The sequence below is a fragment of the Verrucomicrobiota bacterium genome (assembly GCA_037139415.1).
In the GTDB taxonomy this organism is placed as follows: domain Bacteria; phylum Verrucomicrobiota; class Verrucomicrobiia; order Limisphaerales; family Fontisphaeraceae; genus JBAXGN01.
Genome location: JBAXGN010000137.1, coordinates 1 through 23,061, shown reverse-complemented (window position 1 = coordinate 23,061; position 23,061 = coordinate 1). Strand labels below are relative to the sequence as shown.

The window sequence follows — 23,061 nt, the reverse complement described above, 5'->3', positions numbered from 1 at the left end:
ACTGATCACTGATGACTGATCACTGATGACTGATCACTGATGACTGATCACTGATACGGGGTGGGGGTGGAGAGCCAGATGTAATCAAAGCGGCAGGTGCCGGTGAGGGGTTGGCCGGTGGCGAGGTCGAGGCGGAGTTGGCGAAGGCGGCCTTTCCAGGCAGGGAGCGAGGACAAGTTCACGGTGTAAGTGCGGGGGGCGAGATCGCTCGGGATGACTGGGAACAGGAGGCTCTTGGCGTCGGTCCAGCTCGGGTCGGCGTCGGTGGTGAAGCGGACGCGCATTTGGGTGGCCGGGGTGTGGTTTTGGAAATGGAGGGTGAGTTTCTCCTTGCCGGTGAGGGGGAGGTTGAGTTGGTCGGGGGAGAGGAGGTGGGCGTCGGGAGTGTTCTCCAGCGCGAGGATGTAGTAACCGCCAGCGACGAGTTTGACGGGGTGGGAGGTGGTGGACCATTCCTTGATCTTGGCAGGCCACTGCTGGACGGTGGTGCCGGGGTTTACTTCGGTCCAACCTTCTTTGTCGAGGTTCTTATTGAATTCCCAGGCGGCAACCACGGTGGCGGGTTGTGGCAGGATGTGGATGGTGACCATGCGGCTGAGCCAGAGTTCGCCGTCGTCAGCCACCAGGCGAAGGAGGTAATCGCCGGGTTTTTCAAAAGTGGCAGCGGTGGCGGGAGCGTGGGCGTTTTCGAAGCTGACCGGGCCGGGGCCTTCAAGGAGTTCCCAAGTGCTCGTGAGCAATTTGTCGGTGGGTTGGCCGTCGTCCGTGACGCGGCCGGCGAGCAAGACGCGGCGCTGGCTGCTGCGGAGGTCGGGGCCGGCATCGACGGTGGGCGGGCGGTTGAAGGGCATGGCGCGGTCAATCTCGGGGACGCTTGAATACTGGGTGTTATCGTGCAGGGTCCAGGAGGTGAGTTCGGGTTTTTCGTTGATGAAGAACTGGATGCTGGAGAGGAGCACGTAGCCGTTACCGTTGACGCGGCCGCTGCTGCAGCAGACGGAGGGGTCGCTGGTTCGGCCCCAGACAAAGATTTCGGAGGGGCCAAGTTTCTTCGCCGTGTTGTTCTGGATGAAGCGTGATTTGCGGATCTCGATGTTGGTGGTCTGCGGGGAGCGGAGGCCGAGGACTTCGATGGCAGCGCCGGCGTTGTTCTCGAAGGTGCAGTGATCAATCAGGGTGGCGTTGCCACTGTTTTCGAAATCAATGCCGCCCTCGTCATGGGAGCCAGAGTCGGGCTGATTGCGGAAGTAGCAGTTGCGGATGATGAGGCCCTGTTGGTTGCCGAGCATGATGCCCATGGTGCCGGCGCTGGCGTGCCAGCCGGAGGCATCAAAGATGCTGTTGCGCAGGATGGCGCGGTGGATATCCACGAGGAAAGGGTGCGGGGAGGTGTTGTGGGCGTAGTTGTCGTGGCAGAAGACCCGGTCCACGACGGTGTCCTTGCCCCGCATTTCCCAGCCCGAGGAGCACTGGAAGGTTTCGCAATTTCGGAGCACAAGGTCTTTGGCGAGAGTTCCGGTGATGGCGATGCCGCGGGAGCCGGTGCGGTCGCCAGGGGCGCCGGTGCGGTCGCGCCATTCCGGGATGCCGTGGGCGTTCATGCGGTAGAGGCCCTCGATGTGGTGGGCGATGCAGTCCTCGACGAGCAGGCCGCCGTGGTTGGGTTCGCTATAGGAGACGATGAGGCCCTTGCCGGCGTAGCAGACGGTGAGGCTACGGATGCGGAGGAAGTCGGGGTTACGGATGAGGACGCAGCGCTCGTCAATGTCCCAGTTGCGACGGATGATGGGCCGGGCACCTTCGCCGTAGGCGCCGATTTCGGTCCAGTTGCCGGCGGTGCCGTGGGCGGAGAGGGTAAGCTCCTGGTTGAAGACGCTGCCCCGCTTGAGCAGCAGGCGCTGGCCGGGATTGAGAACGCGGCCATTGATGTTGGTGAAGTCTTTCCAGGGTGCATCGGGCGAGGTGCCGGAGTTGGCGTTGTTGCCGGCGAGGCTATCAATGTAGTACGTGGTCGCCTTGCCGTCGCCGGTGGTGGCGGGGAGTTTCTCGGAGGCGGAGGGAGGCGGGCCGTCTTCCGTGGGGAAGAAAACCAGCGGATGGCGCGCGGTCATGAGCGAAGCGCCCGCCGCGGCGACCTGAATTTCGGCAGCGCCAACCACGGGGGTGTCGGCCTGAATCGTCCACTCGATCGTCTTCTCCGCCCCGGAAGGTAACGCGCCGAGCTCGTGCGTAGCGGAACCCAGGTTTCGAATGCCGGTGGGAAGCTTGAACTGGACGGCAACCTTATCGGTGGCCGGGCCGATGTTGCGGAGGGTGGTCGTGAACTTTTCCGGGCGGCCGGCGATCAGAATGGCGTGTTCCTGTTTGGCGGGGTCCACTTGCAGCGTGGGGAGGCGAGGATTTTCGAGCTTGAGATTGTCGAGGAGTCCGCCGAGAGCGCCGACGATGAGCGGATTGCTCGTGGTCTTGGGCAGACCACGGCGAGAATGGCGGCTGCGTTCACCGTTGACGTCGAGTGTGACGTTGAAGCCGTCCCAGGCCGCAGTGATGCGATACCATTTACCGGGAACGACGCGCTCCTCGGAGCGCTCCCGCGGCTCCCAGCCATTGAGATTAACGAAAAAGGCGAAGGTGCTGCCTTCCTTCTGCGAATCGAGGCGGAGCTGGTATTCGCCATTCTTCATCACGATGTAGCCGCCGGCGGCGGGGACCTGGTCAAAAAAGACGGAGCAATCAATGCGGAAGCCGGGGGCAAGCTGGAGGCTGGGGTTGCTGGGGACCTGGACACTGCGGGTGGACTTCAGGGCCTGGCCGCCGGGAACGGGCACGAAACTGGCACCTTCGCCGGAAAGATGATTGCCATTGGTGGTGGAGTCGCGGAGATTGCCCTCGAAGAGCCACTGGGCGACACCGGAAGATTGGGCGGCAGGGTTTTCGATGCGGAGTTCATCGAGCACGCCGTGGAAGTGACCGAGTTCGACGGGCTCACGCGAGGGAGTGGGGGTGCCGACGCGCGGGGTGGTCGTGCGGTCGCCGTTCACTTCCAGGGAGATTTCCCTGCCGTCCCAGGCGGCGACGAGGTGATACCACTGGCCGACTTTCGCGGCCGCTTTGGAGTGGACGCGGGGTTCCCAGCCATTGAGGTGGAGGAAGAAGGTGAACTGGGCGCCTTCCTTGGGGGATTCAATGCGGAGCTGGTAGGCGCGGTCCTTGATCAGGATGGGCTGGTAGCTGGGCCCCAGTTCAGTGGGCTTGACCCAGCAGTCAATCTTGAGGCCGGGCGCGGGGCGGAGTTCGGGGGAGTCCGGGATGACGGTGGGGACGTTGCTGCATTGGAGGCCCTGGCCGGCGTGGCCAGGGACGAACACCGGTGCGGCGGCGAAGGCATCGTTGCCGCGACCGGAGCGGTCAGCGAGGGTGTTCTCGAAGGTCCAAAGCCCCACCGCAGGCTGATCGGCGGCGAGGGCGGACGACAGGGTGGCGACGAGCGAGAGGAGAAAGAGAGACGTTATGAATAATTGACGGTTCATGGTATTATTTCGTCGGATAATCCCGCGATCTTGGCGCTGATGGCTTCTCCCAGCGGCGTTAAGCGATAACGTTGCTTGCTGCTTTTTGGTTTGTCGGGTTGGGTCATTTCAATTAGACCCGCTTGAATCGCGGGCGTGAGATAAGCATCCCGGAAATGCTCTTCATGCCTGAGGCCAAGTTGGTTCTGGATTTCCTGACGCTTCATTTCCCCTTTCACGACGGTGAGCAGTCGTTTAACTTCCCCGGCGACTTCCCCGGCGACTTCCCCGGTGACTTCCCCGGTGACTTCCCCGGTGACTTCCCCGGTGACTTCCGGGGCGCGGAAAATGACGGTTACTCCGAGTTTCTCGTCGGACTTCCATTCCGGGTCGGAAAGGCCGTTTTCGCGGCATTGCTGGATCATAAGCACACTGCCACGACCGGCCTTTTCCATAAGGCCGCGAAGATACAGAACATGGGAGACGTCGGGATTACGCAGGACGGAGATTTGGCCTTGCTTCAATTTTTCAACCGTAACGCCATCGGGCAAACTGCCGGAATTCCAAATTTCGAGTCGGTGCGGGAAAATATGAATACTGACGCCGCCCGACGATGAACTGTAATCGCGATGGGCGAGGGCATTGATGAGGGCCTCGCGGACGGCGTCCTCCGGGTAGAGTGGCGAATCATCCCGTTTTGGCTGGCCTTTGGTAAATCGGGCTGCCGTCGGCGTGTTGCGTACAATGAAGGCGTAGGCATCCTCGAAAATGGCGTGCAGTGGACCTTCAAATGATTTCATGTCGCGGTAGGTGTCGCCAGCCTTGTCGGAATTGTAGCGCATGGCTCGAACACGGATCTGCGGCATCCGCGTGGCCGGATTGCGGGCGAAGAGGACATCGCCGCCATTGGTTAAACGACCGTATTTGGCAGCGGAAAAATCTTCCAGCACCATCTGTGGATTCCCGGCATTGCGGAAGAATGCCCGGCGAACTTTCTGTGCGTCGGCCACGACGGCGCGAACCTGATCCAAATCCACGTCGGCTTCGATGTCGGCAAAGGAGAACCGCCGCTCCCAACGTTCCGGCTCGGTCTGACGGCGCAGGACCATGTCGCGAATGGTCTCCGGGTCGGCCGGTTGGGTGGTATCGCCAGAGCGAATGTAGATCGTATTGCGGAACGCATACGGCACATCCTTGCCCGCAGGAACCTCAAAAACGATTATCGGCTTGCCCTCGAGTGTCGCAAGCTCCATTTCGACGAGGGTTTTGGGAGCAATGCCCTCGTAAAGCTGTTTTTCCAAAGCAGCGACGGCGTCGGCAGACACATCTACGCCGAGCACCGAACCTTGGTCTTTCACGCCGCAGATGAGATAACCGCCGGAGGTATTGAGCAGGCCGCAGATGACTCGGCCAAGCGCCTCAACATGCTTGACACTGGATTTGAATTCAACTCGCTGGCCTTCACCCAAGGAAAGCAGTTTTGAGATTTGGGCAGGATTCATTTTTCACCTCCGTTGTTTGGCAGCGGTGAACCATCTGCAAAATTTTCCTTAATGAATTGCTCCACTTCCTGATAGCGGAAGAACTGGGCGGTGGCGAACAATGATCCATCCTCGGTGGAACGGAATTTTTGAACCCAATTTCCATCGCGTTCGTCGAGTGACACGTCGGGAATATCAATTGTGGCGTCTTCGTAGAGGTCAAGCACCCGAAGATCGTTCAGGATAGGAGTTTTTTTGAGTTTAAGAGTCTTCCGAGCGGCCTTGCCTTTGAAGCCGAGGTTGTTCAACAACAGCCGGGCAAAGACGACATGGTCATGGGCAAGCAACCAACGCGGTTTTTTCAACGCGACGGCTTTCTGGATTTCTTGATGGGTAATGGATGGCTCGGCGGGATTATCGGGATTCTGGCCGCTGCCGTAGTGCGTCGTTATGATTCCCAGAAAGAGATCGCATTTCTCCACCGCAGCGAGGCAGTTTTCAAAGGCGGTTCGGTCGGAGCGCACCGGAACAGTTCCTTTATGCGACATCCACACTTCATAGCCATAAGCAGTCAGCAGCGTGTAAACACGATCCAGCAGTTCCTCAATTCCGTAAACCGTCGAGGAAACCATGACTCTTAGTTTGGGTTTTGCAGTGCTCATTCAAATCGAGTTTCTACGATCAGATTATACAATGAATTCCTCACCTTGCACGAGCTTTCCAGCCAGGCATCCAGCGCCACCAGAAATGAAGTGGCACCCGCCCCTCTCGCTGGGGCTGGCATGGTCAACAACATCCCCTTTCGGGCGGTGTGATCCTCCAGACAATCCCACTGCCGATGCCTTCAACCGTTAACCAATTTGTTTGCATGTCATTTCACCCTCCAGCCACCAACCAACGAACTACCTGCGCTGGATGGGTTTACTTGCCGGTGAATTTAGCGATTGGTGTAAAAATGGGAAGGACAAACTACCAGTCGCGTTGAGTGGGTTTTGCCCGGTCGGTTAGAAGCAGAATCCAGCTCCGGGCGGACCTTTAAAAGGAATCGCCATGCTCGGACGCCAGACTCTCAATGGCGGTCACTTCGCTCGTGCTGAAGGATTTGTCAAAATAGCGCACCCATCTCTCTTCAGTGACTTTGCCCGTCTTTGCTGAGTCCAGGCACCACCAAGAGCGAGAGTAATGACACGAAAGCCCGCCTGATATTAAGAGCGAGCGAGGGATTTGCCTTCCCAGCGCCACAGCTCTTCGACACTCGACGCCACAGGATCAAATTACTTTTTCAAAAACGCCGAGAACAAATCAATCGGCAGCGGCAGAAACGTCGTGGTGTTGTGTTCGCTGGCCATTTCACGCATGGTTTGGAGATAGCGCAATTGCAGGGCAATCGGTTCCTTGGCGATCAGCGCGGCGGCCTGCACCATTTTTTCGGCAGCTTGAAATTCACCTTCCGCGTTCACGACTTTCGCCCGGCGTTCGCGTTCGGCTTCGGCTTGTTTGGCCATCGCGCGTTTCATGCTGTCTGGCAACGCGACTTCTTTTACTTCGACGGCGGTGACTTTGATCCCCCACGGCTCGGTTTGCTTATCAATGATTTCCTGCAGCTTTTGGTTGATGATATCGCGTTGGGAGAGCAGGTCGTCCAGCGGCGACTGGCCGAGCACGCTGCGCAAGGTCGTCTGGCCGATGAGCGAAGTCGCCTTCCAGTAGTTTTCCACCTTCACCACGGCGGCGTTCGGATCCACGACGCGGAAATAGATCACCGCGTCCACCGTGGCGGGCACGTTGTCGCGGGTCATCACCTCCTGCTTGGGCACGTCAATGGTCACCACGCGCAAGTCCATCCTCACCATCTTGTCAATCATGGGGATGAGGAAGATCAGCCCCGGCCCTTTCGCCCCCTGCAACTTGCCGAGGCGGAAAATAACGCCGCGTTCGTATTCGCGCAGGATGCGTACTGACTGCGGCAGCACCACCACCGCCACGACAATGATGCCGACCACCCACGGTCCCAGTTTCATGACTGCATTGATTAGTTCGTTCATAATAAGTTGTCTCCGTTACGTTACCCGGTTTTTGGTTTCACTTTCAACGTCAGCCCCTCGATGCCGGCAATTTCGACGGGCTGACCTTTTGCAATTACGTCGTCGCTGACGGCGTTCCAAAGTTCACCTTCGATGAACACCTTGCCACCCTGCGAGTCAATTTGCGAAAGCGCGTTCACGGTCCGACCGAGCATGGTTTCCTGGCCGGTCAGTGCGGGCCGGAACTGCGCGCGCAAACCGGCCCCCACGATGAATACGAAAAACGCCGCCGTGAGCAGCGTGGCCGGAATGATGTAGGCGAGGGAAAGTTTAAAGCCGGGCGCCGTGTGATTGAACAGCATGAGCGAGCCGAGGAAAAACGCCACGATGCCGCCACCGGTCAGCACGCCGTGCGTGGGGGCAAAGACGTCAATGATGAACAGCGCCACGGCCAGCCCGATGAGCGTCAGGCCTGCGAGATTCATGGGCAGGATGGACGACATGTAGAGCAATACAATCAATGCGATCAGTCCGGCCACGCCCGGCAAAACCGCTCCCGGACTGCTCAACTCACCAATGATTCCGTACATTACGACAAGCATGAGGGCAAACATCACCTCGGGTCGCCAGATGCGTTGAAACACCTTTTCCCGCACCGACATCGGAATCTCGACCGTGCTGGCCCCGGCCGTGACGAGCGATGCCTTCCCGATGGCGAGTCCATCCATTTGCCTGAGCAGGTCAGGCAAGTCGGTGGCAATGAAGTCGATCACTTTCAGTTCCAGTGCCTTTTCGGCGGTAATGGCGGCGCTTTCCATCACCGCGGATTTGGCCCACCCGACGTTGCGTTTGCGCTTGTCGGCGATGGATTCGATGAAGCTGGAGGCATAATTCTCCATCTTCTTCCTCATCACGTCATCCATTTTTTCTTCGCTGCCACCGCTCAGGCCGCCGAGCGCGACCGGATGCGCAGCGCCGATGCTTGAGTGCGGAGCCATCGCAGCAATATTCGCAGCCATGGTGATGAACACCCCCGCACTGCCCGCCGTGGCGGCTTCGGGGGAAACATAAACCACCGTCGGCACACGTGAGGAATAGAAGGTCTGGACGATCTCCTTGGTGGATTCGAGCAGTCCTCCCGGAGTGTCGAGCGCGATCACGAGACAGGCATCGTTGCGCCCGCCGGAAACGTCAAGGGCGCGGGCGATGTAGCTGGCAGTGGCGGGCCCGATCGGCCCCTGGATGTGAATCACTCCCACTTGCGCCGCCGTGCAAACGGATGCGGCGGCAACAAGACACGCCACAACCGCGATGACAGCCGCTCGCTTCATAGCCTCCTGCCGATAGGATGTCGCTTGACGGTATGCTTCATGTTTATTTTGACACCTACGGTTAGGGCCACCGCTATGGCTGCCTGCTCCAAGCAGCCTTTTCCTAACCCTCAGGCAGCATCAATATAAGCTAAAAAAACAGCCGGTGCAATGGGGTATTCGCCCCATTTGGAATTGCGATTGTTTTGAAGGGTGAGAGGTGGTTAATCGGGCACGCAGCCTGCCGCCCGCCGGCTGCTCTTTTTTGCCCGCCTCCAGCCTGCAGCCGCCAGTCTCCGGCCTGATTTATGCGCTTGAACCGCATCACTACGAAGATTCCTGAACGGGCTTTTAAACTTCTCCTTGCCGCCTTGTCCCGCTCCCATTAAGGTCATCGCCGAAGTAACTAACCCGGCAAGGCACCATTTAAATTGGTGGTCGGGCAGTGAAAATGTATGGCAGCAAGCAGGTCATCGGTTAAAGCAGCAACGTCAAATCCGCGCGAATGTCCGGCGGTGATATGCCCTGTTCTGCCCAGCCCAATCTTTCCCTTTACCCCATGAGCGATCCCAACCTCTCATCCTTTATCTGGTCCGTAGCCGATCTCCTGCGCGGCGATTACAAGCAGTCTGAATACGGCAAGGTTATCCTGCCCTTTACTGTGCTGCGCCGCCTTGACTGTGTTTTGGAGGCTACCAAGACCGCTGTGCTGGCGGAATTGGATAAGCGTACCAAGGCAGGCGTCAACCCGGAACCATTTCTATTGCGCAAGGCTGGGCAGCTTTTTTACAACACCTCGTCGCTGGACTTGAAGAAGCTCATGGGCGACCAGGATCACATTGGCGAAAACCTACGGGCCTACCTGCAAGCCTTCTCGCCAGCCGTGCGCGATATTTTTGAGTGCTTCGAGTTCCATACCCAGATAGACAAACTGGCCAAGGCTGGTTTGCTGTACCTCGTCACGGAAAAGTTCGCTAATATTGACCTTCACCCCGATACGGTAAGCAATGCGCAGATGGGGGCCGTATTTGAAGAGTTAATCCGCAAATTCGCCGAGCTTTCCAACGAAACCGCTGGCGAACACTTTACCCCCCGCGATGCGATTCGGCTCATGGTGAACCTCCTGTTTATTGAAGACGACGATGCCCTGACCAAACCGGGCGTCGTGCGTTCCGTTTACGATCCTACTGCTGGCACGGGGGGTATGTTGAGTGTATCGGACGAACACCTGAGCAGCCTGAACCCCCAGGCCCGGCTCGTGATGTATGGTCAGGAACTGAACCCCGAGTCGTATGCCATTTGCAAAGCGGACATGTTGATCAAGGGGCAGGACATCGCCAACATCATCCTGGGCAACACCCTCTCCGCCGATGGATTACTCGGTAAATTCTTCGATTATATGCTCTCCAATCCTCCCTTTGGCGTGGAGTGGAAGAAGATCGAAGACGCCATTCGCAAGGAATATGCGCAGATGGGGTTCAATGGCCGGTTTGGTCCTGGCCTGCCCCGCGTCAGTGATGGTTCGCTGTTATTCCTCCTGCATCTGATTTCCAAGATGCGCCCGGCTACGGATGGCGGTAGTCGGTTTGGGATCGTATTGAATGGTTCGCCACTGTTCACGGGTGGGGCTGGCTCCGGTGAAAGTGAGATCCGGCGCTATGTCCTGGAGAATGATTTGGTCGAGGCCATCATTGCGCTGCCTACCGACATGTTCTACAACACCGGCATCAGCACCTATATCTGGATCGTCAGCAACCGCAAGTCAGCCGAACGCAAGGGCAAGGTGCAGTTGATTGATGCCAGCAACTTTTGGCAGAAGATGCGCAAAAGTTTGGGAAGCAAACGCAAGGAACTCAGCCCCGAACACATTGAGGAGATCACCCGGATCTTCGGCAATTTCAAGAAGGTCACCAAGGACGGCGTACCCATCAGCCGTATCTTCAAGAATGAGGACTTTGGTTATCGCACCATCACCGTTGAACGTCCTGAGCGCGATGCCAAAGGTAAGATCGTTCTCAGCATCAAGGGAAAAGCCAAAGGCAAGCCCATGCCCGATGCCAGTTTGCGCGATACCGAGAACGTGCCGCTCAGTGAAGACGTGGAGACCTACTTCAAACGCGAGGTGCTGCCCCATGCGCCGGATGCGTGGATTGATCATGAGAAGACCCAGGTTGGCTACGAAATCCCCTTGAACCGGCACTTCTATGTCTTCCAACCACCACGCCCGTTGAACGTGATTGATGCGGAGTTGAAGGCCTGTACTGACCGTATCTTGACTATGATCGGAGGGCTGACGAAATGAACTCGTCCGCACCCAAACTCAGCCCCGCCCGCCAGTTGGTGACAAATTGTCACCAACTGATTGTTTCTGCGTTCCGCCCCAACCAATCGGTAACATATCGTTACCGGTTGAAAATTTCACCAAACCAATGCAACCTATTCCTGCTGCCATGAAAAACGATCTCGCCATTTTTGAAGGCCACGGAATCCGCCGGGTTTACGACGATAAAACCGAGACCTGGTGGTTTTCCGTCGTGGATATTATCCGGGTGCTGACGCAGCAGCCGGATTACAAGGCTGCACAGAACTACTGGAAAGTCCTCAAACACCGTCTCAACAAGGAAGGTAGTCAGTTGGTTACAAATTGTAACCAACTGAAATTACCCGCCGCCGACGGTAAATTCTACCAAACCGAAGTGGCCACTGCGGAAACCCTGCTGCGTCTGGTGCAAAGCGTTCCCAGCCCCAAAGCGGAGCCCATCAAGCTTTGGCTGGCCAAGGCCCCGGAGCATAGTCCCCTACGCCAACGGCGTTGTGTCCTCCAGCCCAGCAGCGGGAGGTACGAGCGCCTATCCTGGGAAATCCGTGCCGTTCCCAGTCAACCCCAACGGGGTTGTGTCGGTTTGCCAGTCTTCGGTTCAGGTGCGACCACCAAGGCACAACCCCGTTGGGGTTGGGGGGCTTTGGGCCTGGGTCTTAATCTCAGGCTGTTGTGTCGTTTTTTACATAAATTTCTTGCCACCCACACGATCAGAAGCCATAGTGTCTCTAATCGAACCTGCCAAGGCTATGCGCGCAAGCGTATCCTCAAACCGGTGGGTCTTTTTTTTGTGGCTGACACATTTGGGAGAACGACATGAGCAAGGTGTTTTATGTGAAACCGGCCACCACCTGCCTGCAGCAGGTTGCCCTGCTTCGTCAACGCGGAATGTTGATTGAAGATGAAGCAGAAGCTGCTTTTTATCTCAAGCACCTGAACTATTACCGCCTCAGCGCCTATTGGCTGCCTTTTGAGCAGACCCATGCCACTCACACCTTTCGTCCGGGCACAAGTTTCCAGCAAGTGCTGGCGCTTTACGTTTTTGATCGCGAGCTTCGCCTGCTTACGATGGATGCGCTGGAACGCGTTGAGGTCTCAGTACGAACCCAGTGGGCCAGCCAGATTGGGCATCGCCACGGCCCACATGGGCACCTTAATCCCCAACTGGCCTACCGCTCGGACCATTGGCAGAAAAACATCGCCTTGCTCACGGCGGAAGTTGAGCGTTCTGATGAAATTTTCATCCGGCATTTTACCAGCAAGTATCAGGAGCAGTTGCCGCCGGTTTGGGCGGTATGTGAAGTCATGTCGCTTGGCCTGCTTTCACGCTGGTATGCCAATCTAAAGCCCATGCCCACGCGCAGAGCCATCGCCTCCACTTACGGCTTGGATGAACGGGTTTTTGCCTCCTGGCTGCACCGTTTGACACTCATTCGAAATGTTTGCGCACACCATGGCCGGCTCTGGGATCGACAGTTTCCGCTGTCCGTCACCTTGCCGCAACGTCCGGCAGCTTTGGCAACCCAAATGCAAACTGGCTGCAAAGGTATCTATAATGCTCTCTTAATGCTGCTGCACTTCATGGATCAGATTTCACCCAACCATCATTGGCGGCGAAAACTCACCGAACTCATTGAAACACAGAATGTTTACACAAGTGTCATGGGTGCCCCACCAAACTGGAAATCGCAGCCGTTGTGGTCCTTGAGTTCCCAGTCCTCAACGCCTACCTCTTGCCCATGAGCTTCCCGCGCTACCCAAAATACAAGGACAGCGGGGTGGAATGGCTGGGTCAAGTGCCGGAGCATTGGACGGTAATTTCGATCAAGTGGACATCGCCGGTGAAGCGTGGGGCGTCGCCAAGGCCAATTGACGATCCAAAGTATTTCGACGATGAAGGCGAGTTTGCATGGGTACGGATTGCGGATGTCTCTGCCTGCGATGGGGTACTGAAAGAAACAACTCAACGACTCTCCGAATTGGGTAGTTCACTCAGTGTCAAAATTTCACCCGGAGAATTGTTTATCAGCATTGCAGGCACTGTGGGCAAACCATGTTTATCTGCAATCAAGGCATGCATCCACGATGGTTTTGTTTACTTTCCAACGTTAAAAATCGCCCCGCAATTTCTGTATCGAATCTTTGAAGGCGGGACTTGTTACGGAGGACTCGGCAAATGGGGCACTCAACTCAACTTGAATACCGATACCATCGGTTCAATCCGGATCGCACTTCCACCTTCTGACGAACTGATGCAGATTCTCGCCTTCCTCGACCGTGAAACCGCAAAGATTGATGAGTTGGTGGCGGAACAAAAGCGGTTGATGGAACTGCTGACGGAAAAAGTAAAAGCTTTGGTCTTGTCGTCATTTGACATGCCAGACACCAAGCATCAACGATTCGGATCTGTAGCTGAGGTCATTTCGCGGCCCGTAACCCAACAAGACGGGGAAGAGTATACGCGCATTGGCCTCTACAACAGAGGAAGGGGGTTGTTCCACAAGGATGCCAGCGAGAAGGACGACATGGGAGACTCTGACTTCTTCTGGGTTGAATCAGGAGACCTCATCATTAGTGGGCAATTTGCATGGGAAGGTGCAGTCGCTTTAGCCTCCGAAGATGACAATGGCTGCGTTGTTTCGCATAGATACCCAGTCCTTAGAGGAAAGCCAGGAGTTTCTATCACAGAATACCTATTCGCGCTGCTATTGACCAGGCATGGCGACTTTCTGCTTAACGAACACGCACGCGGGGCTGCCGGCAGAAATCGGCCATTGAATATTTCAGCACTGCTTAAGGAGAGAATCCCGCTACCTAACCTCCAAATTCAACAAGCAGTGGCGAAAACTGTTCATCACAAAAAGCAACTCCTGGTGGAAATATCACATCAGATTGACCTGCTGCAAGAACGCCGGACTGCATTGATCTCTGCTGCCGTCACTGGCCAGATTGACGTGCGCAACCACTAACCAAACAATGATAATGGACCCACTCACAGCCGCCAATACGCTCGCGACAATCGTTCAACTTTTGGGAATGTTCGCACAAGAGCGAAAGAACCTCGGTAGTGATGCGCACCAGGAGTTCATAGAGTGGTTGCAGCATCATCGCCACGAAGATATCAAAAATCTAATCTGCAATACGGCCGCAATCCAAACAGAAGTAGTGAATTTGCTCCGGCAAGACAACGCTGTGACTATCTCAAAACTTGATGCAATCAATACCACTCTTGCCACGTTTTTGAGTCGGGTGGAAGGCTTTCAATCTCTTTCCAAGTCCCTTTTACCCAATGCTAACCTTTCAGATCAAGCCGTCTCTGTTCTACGCGAACTGGTTAATTCAAAGTGCAGGACCTTTGTGTTCTGCGACGATCCTATTCATGCGTTTTTTGAGGAAACCAGTCAGCTACTCACTATTTCCGACCCCATTTTCTTTCCAGACGATCTTAATATTTTGGAGCATTGTGGACTGATTGCTCGACAACCAGGGGGGAGTGACTCTACGCAAATCTACGGTATCACCAGAGCTGGAGCAAAATACATCAGTTCAATCTCACCAACCGTGCCATGAGCCTGCACAAAGAAATCAATTTCGAGACCGAGATTTGCCAACACCTCGGCGCTAACGGTTGGTTGTATGCCGAAGGCGATGCGGCAAACTACGACCGGGCACGCGCATTATATCCGGCCGATGTGCTGGCTTGGGTACAGGCGACGCAACCGAAGGCGTGGGATGTTCTCGTCAAAAACCACGGTGCAAAAGCGGGTGAGACGTTGCTGGCCAGGCTACGCGATCAGCTTGATCAGCGCGGTACCCTGGATGTATTGCGGCACGGTATTGAACTGCTGGGCCTCAAACAACCGTTGCTCATGGCCCAGTTTAAGCCGGCCCTCGCCATCAATGCCGATATACTAGCACGTTACGCTGCTAACCAGTTGCGCATCGTCCGGCAGGTGCATTATTCCCTGCACAACGAAAACAGCATTGATCTGGTGCTGTTCCTCAATGGTCTGCCTGTTGCCACCACGGAGCTGAAGACCGATTTCACGCAAAGTATCGGGGATGCCATTGACCAGTACCGCTTTGATCGCAACCCCAAGCCGAAGGGCCAGGCACCCGAACCACTGTTAAGCTTTCCCAACGGCGCTCTGGTCCATTTTGCCGTCAGCAACAGTGAGGTACACATGGTGACCAGGCTGGATGGGGCAGAGACCAGCTTTCTGCCGTTTAACCAGGGTGACAACGGTGGGGCGGGCAATCCCGTAAACCCTACTGGTGGCCATCGTACCGCGTATCTCTGGGAACAGGTGTGGCAGCGGGAAAGCTGGCTGGAAATCCTGGGCCGTTACCTCATTGCCCAGCGCGACAAAAAGAAGCAGATCACCAAGATCATCTTCCCCCGGTATCATCAGCTCGACGTAACGCGCAAGCTACAGGCGGCCGTGCTCAAAGATGGGCCGGGCAATAAATATCTCGTCCAACATTCGGCGGGCTCGGGCAAAACGAACAGCATTGCCTGGACGGCCCACTTTTTGGCGGAACTGCATGATGCCCAGGCCAAAAAAATCTTTGATACCGTGGTGGTGGTCTCTGATCGCACTGTGATTGATTCGCAGCTTCAAGAAGCACTGTTTGACTTTGAGCGTACCAGCGGGGTAGTGGCAACGATCAAGGGCAACGACGGCAGCAAAAGCGGTGAACTGGCTGCGGCATTATCCGGGGCCAAGAAGATCGTGGTATGCACTATCCAGACCTTCCCCTTTGCCTTGGAAGCGGTGCGTGAGCTGGCGGCTACTCAAGGCAAACGCTTTGCCGTGATCGCTGATGAGGCCCATAGCTCACAGACCGGCGAAGCAGCAGCGAAGTTAAAGGCGGTGCTGTCTCCCGAGGAATTGAAGGAACTGAAAGACGGTGGCGAAATCAGCACAGAAGACATCCTGGCTGCTCAAATGACTGCGCGGGCCGAGGATAGTGGCATTACCTTCGTTGCCTTCACCGCCACGCCCAAGAATAAGACGATGGAGATCTTTGGCACACGGCCGGATCCCTCACGGAAACCGGCGAGTGACAATGTACCGTATCCGTTCCATGTTTATTCGATGCGGCAGGCCATCGAGGAAAAGTTCATTCTCGATGTGCTCCAGAACTACACGCCCTACCGGCTCGCATTCAAACTGGCGCATAACGGCAAGGATTACGATGAAACGACGGTGGAACGCAGCGCAGCATTGAAGCGGATCATGGGTTGGGTACGGCTGCATCCATATAACATCAGCCAGAAGGTGCAGATCGTGGTAGAGCACTTCCGCGAATACGTGGCCCCGCTGTTGAACGGCAAAGCCAAGGCCATGGTGGTGGTGGCCAGCCGTATCGAGGCGGTGCGCTGGCAACTGGCGATTGACCGCTACATCAAGGATTGCGGGTATTCGATCCGCACGTTGGTAGCGTTCTCTGGCGAGGTGAATGATAAAGATTCTGGTCCGGACGGGTTCACGGAAAACAGCCATGCCCTGAACCCCAACCTGAAGGGCCGCGATATCCGTGAAGCGTTCAAGGGCGACGAGTACCAGATTCTGCTGGTGGCGAATAAATTCCAGACCGGCTTTGACCAGCCATTGCTTTGCGGGATGTATGTGGATAAGCGATTGGCGGGCATCCAGGCCGTGCAAACGCTATCCCGCCTCAATCGTGCTTATCCTGGCAAGGACACAACCTACGTGCTGGATTTTGTGAACGATACGGAGGAAGTGCTCACGGCCTTTAAGACGTATCATACTACGGTGCAGTTATCGGATACCACTGACCCGAACCTGGTATTCAACCTCCGCGCTAAACTCGATGCGGCCGGGCATTACGATGATTTGGAAGTGGATCGGGTGGTGGCCGTGGAACTGAACCCTAAGGCAAAGCAAAGCGAATTGGTCAGTGCCTTGGAACCAGTGCGGGATCGGTTGATGAAACGCTACAAGGTTGCCCAGGAAGCGTTATTGGCTGCCAAGACGAAGCAGGATGACGCGGCTACCAAAGCTGCGCAGGACGAACTGAACGCGCTGATCTTGTTCAAGACCGACATGGGAGCGTACCTCCGGCTATACACCTTCCTTTCCCAGATCTTTGACTACGGCAACACGGCGCTGGAAAAACGGGCGATGTTCTACAAACGCCTGCTGCCTTTGCTAGAGTTTGGCCGGGAGCGGGAAGGCATAGACCTCTCAAAAGTGGTGCTGACCCATCATCACCTTAAGAACCTCGGCAAGCGTCCGATGCCACTCTATGCTGGTAAGCTCCCTAAGCTGGAGCCGATCCTGGAAGCGGGCAGTGGGATGTTGCAGGAGAAGGAAAAAGCGCACCTCGATGAAATTATCGAGAAATTGAACGATCTATTTGAGGGAGATTTGACGGATCAGGATAAGCTGGTTTATGTCAACAACGTGATCAAGGGGAAGCTGCTGGAATCGGAGACCTTGAAACAACAGGCAGCCAACAACACCAAGGAACAGTTCGCCAATTCCCCGGACCTAAAAAACGAATTATTGAATGCGATCATGGGAGCCTTGGACGCGCACAATGCCATGAGCACCCAGGCATTGAACTCAGCCCAGGTCCAGAACGGCATGCGCGACATCCTGCTCAATCACGTCCGCCTATATGAAACGTTGCGGGCACAAGCCACAGCTTAGTTTCCAGGTGCGCTTTGTGCGGTGAGACCAATGTGTTCCAGCACACCGCATGTACATCCTGCCGACTGTCTTGGCAGAAATCACGCTTGAACCACATCACCACGGAGGTTAGGCTCCCATTCATGAGCACACGACGTGAAAACTTAAGACATGCCAAAAGCAATGCTTCCTTACCGCAACGCGACAAGTGAAAGCATCAAATGTGCCCAAAAGTAAATTCCTATCAGTAATTGTCATCTCGGTGGCATTGTCTCCGTTCAATACGTTCCTGGCGAAGGCCGCGGACCTGGCCAACCGTACCGTCACCAGCGAAGCTGACGCCATTGGCCCCACGCCCATCCCATTCTATACCGGCAATCTTAGCGTTGGGGCCTTCACGAGGTATTTCGGCACCAGCCCAAGCGCCAGCAATAAGACCGAGGTAAGGCACCAACTTTTGATAGTTCTATGTGGGCCAGAAAAAATTCGTTTTGATGACTCAGGATGCAGGCCAAGATCTGGAGGTCTTCGTGCCATTCTGCTATTCCGGGCCATGTGGTGTACCCAGGCATTGAATTCAGCCACAGTCCAGAACGGCATGCGCGACATCCTGCTCAATCACGTCCGCCTTTATGAGACGTTGCGGGCACAAGCAACTGCTTAACCCAGGGGGGAATGGCATTCGTGGGCTCCCGCTTTTTCGGTTGCTCCCCGCTTGACAGGGGGAACAGGTGGTAGTAGCGTACATTTGTACGCTATGCATACGCTAACACAACGCCAGCAGCAAATCGCCGACTTTATTGACCAGCGCCACCGGGAACGGGGTGTTGCGCCCAGTTTTCGTGAGATCGCGGCACACTTCGGGTTGGGCAGTGTCGGCACGATTGTCAATCATGTCCGGGCACTTCGCAAGAAAGGCATCCTGGCTGAGGAAACCGGACAGGCGAGGTCGTTGCGTGTACGGTCGCCGCTGGCGGCACTGCGGAAGCGGGTGGTGGACATCCCCATCTTCGGCTCGATTCCGGCTGGGTTTGCCGAGGACCGGAAGCAGGAGGCTGAAGGATGCGTGTCCGTTGACATTCAAACGCTTGGCATCCAGCCAACGGCCCGCACGTTTGCGCTGCGGGTGAAAGGCGATTCCATGATCGGTAGGCATATTATGGACGGGGACATCGTGGTGCTGGAGCACGGACGCACCCCCCGCACGGGCGACGTGGTGGCCGCCCTGATTGACAACGAAAGCACGCTCAAGACCTTCGTGACCGAGCGCGGAAAAGCCTATCTGCGCGCCGAGAACCCCAAGTACCCCAACCTGATCCCGGCCAGCGAACTGGTGATCCAGGGGGTGATGGTTACCCTGATTCGCAAACGTAAATGAATGAGCGTCCCCGCGTCATTGTCCACCTGGATGCCGATGCCTTCTTCGCCTCGGTCGAACAGGCTGCTGACGTGCGGCTGCGCGGCAAACCCATTGCGGTAGGCGGTGAAAAGCGGGGCATCATTGCGTCCGCATCGTACGAGGCGCGGAGGTTCGGGGTCTATACGCCCATGCCCACCGCGCGGGCGCGGAAGCTCTGCCCCAAGCTCATCATTCTGCCGGGTGACTTTGAAAAGTACGAGCGCTTCTCCCGCTGGATGTTCAGCTATGCGTACGACTTCACCCCGGACGTGGAGATCGCCTCGATTGACGAGGGCTACTTCGACCTGAGCGGGGTGTCCAAGCCCGCATTGGACGTGGCGCAAATTATCCGCACAGCCATCGGCCAGACGCTCAAGATTTCCGTCAGCGAGGGTATCTCCAGCAACAAGTTGGTTAGTCAAATCGCCTCCAAGCTGCACAAGCCCGCTGCCTTTCAGAGTGTGCCGCCTGGCACCGAGGTGGCCTTCCTGCATCCGCTGCCTAACCGCTGGCTACCGGGCGTTGGACCGCAGACAGCGCAACGCCTTGATGCTGCCGGACTCGCCTTCATCCGGCACATTGCAGCAACCCCCACCGATCTTTTGCACCTATTAGTCGGCAAACTGGCTTTGACGCTTAAAGCGTACGCGGACGGCATTGATGAGCGTCCCGTGCTGCCAATAAGCGCTCCAGCAAAGTCCTATAGCCAGCAGCAGACGTTCGAGGCCGATGTCACCGATGAGGATTACGCCGAGGCCTTGTTGCGCCGCATGGCGGACGACCTCATGGCCAAGGTGCGCGCCGATGGCAAGAGCATCCGCACGCTGACGGTGAAAGTGCGCTACAACGACATGGCGGAAGATCAGTGCGGGGAGAGTCTCCCAGAACCCACCGATCTTGAAACCGACCTGTACGGACGTATTCACGCGCTGTTCCGGGAGGCCTGGAAACGGCGCGTGAGCCTCCGGCTGGTCTCGCTCAAGCTCTCGAACGTGTATGACGGCATCGGGCGTACCGAGCTTACACTGGAGGCGCGCGGCCAGTCCCACGACGCCCAGCGCCGACTGGCCACCATAGTGGATGAGCTGCGCCGCACCCATGGGCGCGAAGTCATCCTGCGCGGCCACGACTTCCGGCTGCGGGAACCGGCCTTGGACAGCGCGTCACTGTTGCGCTCCCAACCCCAGCCGGCATCCCGTCTTGCTCGCCTGCCCGTGTTGCGGAAGGTTACTCCCTACATTCCGCTGAATGTCCATAGTCACTTTTCTTTCCTCGACTCCACCCTTTCCATCCCGGCCATCATTACTCTGGCCCGGAAACACGAATTACCTGCCGTAGCGCTTACGGATACCGGCAATCTTCACGGTGCGGTCGAGCTCTGCCTTGCGGCCAGGCAGGCTGGCATCAAGCCGATTGTGGGTGCCGAGGTCGAGGTGGATGGCCAGCCCGTCTGGCTTTACGTCGAGAATAACACCGGCTACGCTAACCTCTGCCGCCTGCTATCCCAAGATCAGGCCGAGGCTGGAAATGAGGATGAACCTGCCAGCCTGCGACACGTGGCACTGCGCCTCCGGCAATTGGACGGTCTTACGGATGGCTTGCTGGCGGTCAGCCGGCATACGGCATTGGCAAACCGGTTCAGCGGTCGGTTCTACCGCGCGGTTACGTCTACCGAGGAACAACGATCCGACTCATTACCCGGTGTGCTGGTGCAGCCGGTTCACTATGCCGTTCCTGCCGACCGGCAGAAGTTCGACATCGTACAGTCCATCCGTACAGGTACCCTGCTGCGGCAGGCGCATCCAGGGAAGCGGTTGACGGGGGAGTTCCATTTCCGTCCGCCAGGTGAAGTGCGGGCCGCGTTTCGCGACCAGCTTGAACTGCTTAGCCACACGCAGGAGATCGCGGATCGGTGTGCCTTTGCACTCAGTCCCGCCCCGCCACAGTTTCCCGCCTTCAAACCACCGGATGGCACCACGCCGCACGCGTTCTTGCGGAAACTGGTGCTGGATGGCGTGCGTTGCCGTTACCGGGACCGCGCTGACCGCCTGCGTCCGCAGCTTGAGGAAGAGTTGGGCATCATCGCGGAGGTCGGTTACGAGGAATACTTTCTGGTGGTTTGGGACCTGCTTCAGGAGTGTCGCCGGCGCGGCATTGACTGGATCACCCGTGGCAGTGCGGCGGACTCGCTCGTGTGCTACTGCCTGGGCATCTCCGAGGTGTGCCCGATCCGCTTTGACCTCTACTTCCGACGCTTTCTGAACAAGGAACGGATGGCGATGCACAAGCTGCCGGATATTGACGTGGATTTCCCGCACGACCGCAAGGACGACGTGGTGGACCTGATTTTTGAGAGGTACACGGCAGAACATACGGCGATTGTGGGTGGCTTCTCGACCTTCCAAGCCCGGAGTGCCGTGGCGGAGGTGGGCAAGGTGCTGGGCGTTTCCGAGTTCCAAATCCGGCGCTTTACCGAGCATTTTCCGTGGGCAAGCGCCAGCGCCATCACCGAGGCGTTGCAGGACAAGCAGGAGTGCCGCGAACTGCCTATCCATGAGGAGCCGTACCGTACAGCACTGGAGATGGCCGCGTTCTTGGACGGGTTCCCGCGCTACCCGAAGATGCACCCCTGCGGGCTGGTGCTGTCGCGTCAACCCATGCACGCGCTCACACCGACATTCACGTCGAACAAGGGCTACCCCACCACGCACTATGACATGGATGCAGTCGAGACCCTTGGCCTGGTGAAGATGGATATCCTTGCCCAAGGCGGGCTGGCGGTCATGCGCGACGCCATGGCCTGGATCAGACGGCGCGGCATCGCGGTGAACCTCAGCGAGTTGGAACCGTGGCAGGACCCGCAGGTATGGGAGATGCTGGCCAGCGGCGGTTCCCGTGCGGTGCATCATATCGAATCTCCGGCGATGGTGGGCTTGTGCCGCCAATGCCATGTGCATGACATTGACGGGCTGATCGCCATTGTCAGCGTCATCCGCCCCGGCGCGGCCAACGAAGGCAAGAAACAGGCATTTGCCCGGCGCTACCAGGAGTTGGAACCGGTCACGTACCCACATTCCTCGCTGGAACCCTGCCTTAAGAGCACCTTCGGGTTGGTCATCTACGAGGAGCACATCCTGCAAATCTGCGAGGCGTTTGCCGGGCTGCCGCCGGGACGCGCAGACGTGCTACGCCGCGCCCTCGGCAAGGAAAAGGTGGCGGTCATCGAGGAAATCCAGCAGGAGTTCATGGTTGCCGCCCGCAAGCGGGGACATGCCGAGGCGAAGATTGCCGAGGTTTGGGACTTGGTGCGTGGCTTTGCGGGCTACGCCTTCTGCAAGGCGCACAGCACCGCCTACGGCGTCGAGGCTTATCAGAGCGCCTGGTTGAAGCGATATTACCCGGCGGAGTTCATGGCATCGGTCTTGACGAACGGCAAGGGCTTTTACCACCCGCTCGTGTACGTGTTGGAATGTTACCGGATCGGCATCCGGTTCCAGCCGCCTTCCGCGAACCAGCCTGGCCCGCAATTTGAAGTCGAAGACCAATCCATTCGCGTGCCTCTAACCCGCGTGAAAGGTCTTTCGCAGCGAACGCAGGAGCGCATGATCCAGGAACGACAACAGAACGTGTTCAGTTCGCTGGCCGACTTTTACCGGCGTGTCGTGCCGGGCCGGGAAGAGATGGAATCGTTATTGCGCGTGGGGGCGTTCGATGAATTCGGCAAATCACGAACTGCGCAGTTCTGGGAAGCACAGCAGCTTTACCACGCCTTCGGTGGCACGGCAGATTCCGGCCAGGGCTGGTTGCTGCCAGCACCCGTGACTGACCGGGTGCCCGCCGTGCCATTGCAGGAACCGACGCGCCAGCAGCGGCTCGAATGGGAAACGGAATTGCTCGGCTTTACCGCCAGTGGTCATCCGCTGGAACTGTATCCAGACATCGCGTGGGACACCTACTGCCCGGTAAACCGGTTGAGCGAGAACATTGGGCAACAGGTGGTCACCTGCGGCCTTATCATTGAGCAGCGCAGCCACCATCAGGTCACCGGTGAGACGATGAAGTTCCTCACCCTGGCGGACCGGACCGGCATCGTCGAGACGGAACTGTTCGCCTCGACCTACCGCAGCTACGGCTTGGCCACGGTGCGCTACCCGGTGCTTGAAGTCAGCGCAATGGTGGAGCCCTTTGAGAACGGGCGCGGATATTCACTGCGGGTGCTGCGAGCTGGGAAACCGCGGCTTCGTACCGTGTGAGGTGCTTGTGGTTTCAAACCATGGCTATCAAGGCACCGACCGGCAATACACTTCGTGGTACCGCTGCGCCGATCCTGGGTGCGATTTCATGTTCAAGTATCCAACC

14 protein-coding genes are annotated in these 23,061 nt (G+C 57.2%); 9 read left to right on the top strand and 5 right to left on the bottom strand.

All coding sequences use genetic code 11. From position 1 onward, the window contains the following. Window positions 1–47 precede the first annotated feature (47 nt). The 5 genes from WCO56_20845 to WCO56_20825 form a co-directional block, all read right to left on the bottom strand. A complete protein-coding gene (locus tag WCO56_20845; GenBank protein MEI7732035.1) occupies window positions 48–3,368 on the bottom strand; it encodes a LamG-like jellyroll fold domain-containing protein in 3,321 nt (1,106 codons plus the stop codon). Between the two features lie 158 nt (window positions 3,369–3,526). Beyond that, a complete protein-coding gene (locus WCO56_20840) occupies window positions 3,527–5,011 on the bottom strand; it encodes an RNA-binding domain-containing protein (GenBank protein ID MEI7732034.1) in 1,485 nt (494 codons plus the stop codon). Further along, on the bottom strand, window positions 5,008–5,652 hold the full coding sequence (locus WCO56_20835; GenBank protein MEI7732033.1) for a DUF4062 domain-containing protein: 645 nt from the start codon (window positions 5,650–5,652) through the stop codon (window positions 5,008–5,010). The genes WCO56_20840 and WCO56_20835 overlap by 4 nt, the downstream gene beginning before the upstream one ends. 612 nt (window positions 5,653–6,264) lie before the next feature. After that, window positions 6,265–7,035: a slipin family protein gene (locus WCO56_20830; GenBank protein ID MEI7732032.1), complete on the bottom strand. Its 771-nt coding sequence runs from the start codon at window positions 7,033–7,035 to the stop codon at window positions 6,265–6,267. Window positions 7,036–7,055: 20 nt separating this feature from the next. Beyond that, window positions 7,056–8,345: a nodulation protein NfeD gene (locus WCO56_20825; GenBank protein MEI7732031.1), complete on the bottom strand. Its 1,290-nt coding sequence runs from the start codon at window positions 8,343–8,345 to the stop codon at window positions 7,056–7,058. A 538-nt stretch (window positions 8,346–8,883) separates the two neighbouring features. On the opposite strand from WCO56_20825, the gene WCO56_20820 reads away from it, so the two are divergent. From WCO56_20820 to dinB, 9 genes are all read left to right on the top strand, one after another. Continuing rightward, entirely contained in the window at window positions 8,884–10,626 is a 1,743-nt protein-coding gene (locus WCO56_20820; GenBank protein ID MEI7732030.1) for a class I SAM-dependent DNA methyltransferase, read from the top strand. Window positions 10,627–10,774: 148 nt separating this feature from the next. Continuing rightward, complete coding sequence (locus tag WCO56_20815) at window positions 10,775–11,464, top strand: BRO family protein (protein MEI7732029.1); 690 nt, start codon at window positions 10,775–10,777, stop codon at window positions 11,462–11,464. Further along, window positions 11,461–12,387: an Abi family protein gene (locus tag WCO56_20810; protein ID MEI7732028.1), complete on the top strand. Its 927-nt coding sequence runs from the start codon at window positions 11,461–11,463 to the stop codon at window positions 12,385–12,387. The genes WCO56_20815 and WCO56_20810 overlap by 4 nt, the downstream gene beginning before the upstream one ends. Beyond that, complete coding sequence (locus tag WCO56_20805; GenBank protein ID MEI7732027.1) at window positions 12,384–13,613, top strand: restriction endonuclease subunit S; 1,230 nt, start codon at window positions 12,384–12,386, stop codon at window positions 13,611–13,613. The genes WCO56_20810 and WCO56_20805 overlap by 4 nt, the downstream gene beginning before the upstream one ends. A 13-nt stretch (window positions 13,614–13,626) precedes the next feature. Then, window positions 13,627–14,214 (top strand): hypothetical protein, encoded by a 588-nt coding sequence (locus WCO56_20800; protein ID MEI7732026.1) that lies wholly within the window; start codon window positions 13,627–13,629, stop codon window positions 14,212–14,214. Beyond that, window positions 14,211–17,324: a type I restriction endonuclease gene (locus tag WCO56_20795; protein ID MEI7732025.1), complete on the top strand. Its 3,114-nt coding sequence runs from the start codon at window positions 14,211–14,213 to the stop codon at window positions 17,322–17,324. The genes WCO56_20800 and WCO56_20795 overlap by 4 nt, the downstream gene beginning before the upstream one ends. A gap of 187 nt (window positions 17,325–17,511) precedes the next feature. Beyond that, a complete protein-coding gene (locus WCO56_20790; GenBank protein ID MEI7732024.1) occupies window positions 17,512–17,967 on the top strand; it encodes a hypothetical protein in 456 nt (151 codons plus the stop codon). 93 nt (window positions 17,968–18,060) lie between these two features. Continuing rightward, a complete protein-coding gene (gene lexA, locus WCO56_20785) occupies window positions 18,061–18,681 on the top strand; it encodes a transcriptional repressor LexA (protein ID MEI7732023.1) in 621 nt (206 codons plus the stop codon). After that, entirely contained in the window at window positions 18,678–22,955 is a 4,278-nt protein-coding gene (gene dinB / locus WCO56_20780; GenBank protein ID MEI7732022.1) for a DNA polymerase IV, read from the top strand. Before lexA ends, dinB begins: the two co-directional genes overlap by 4 nt. Window positions 22,956–23,061 lie beyond the last annotated feature (106 nt).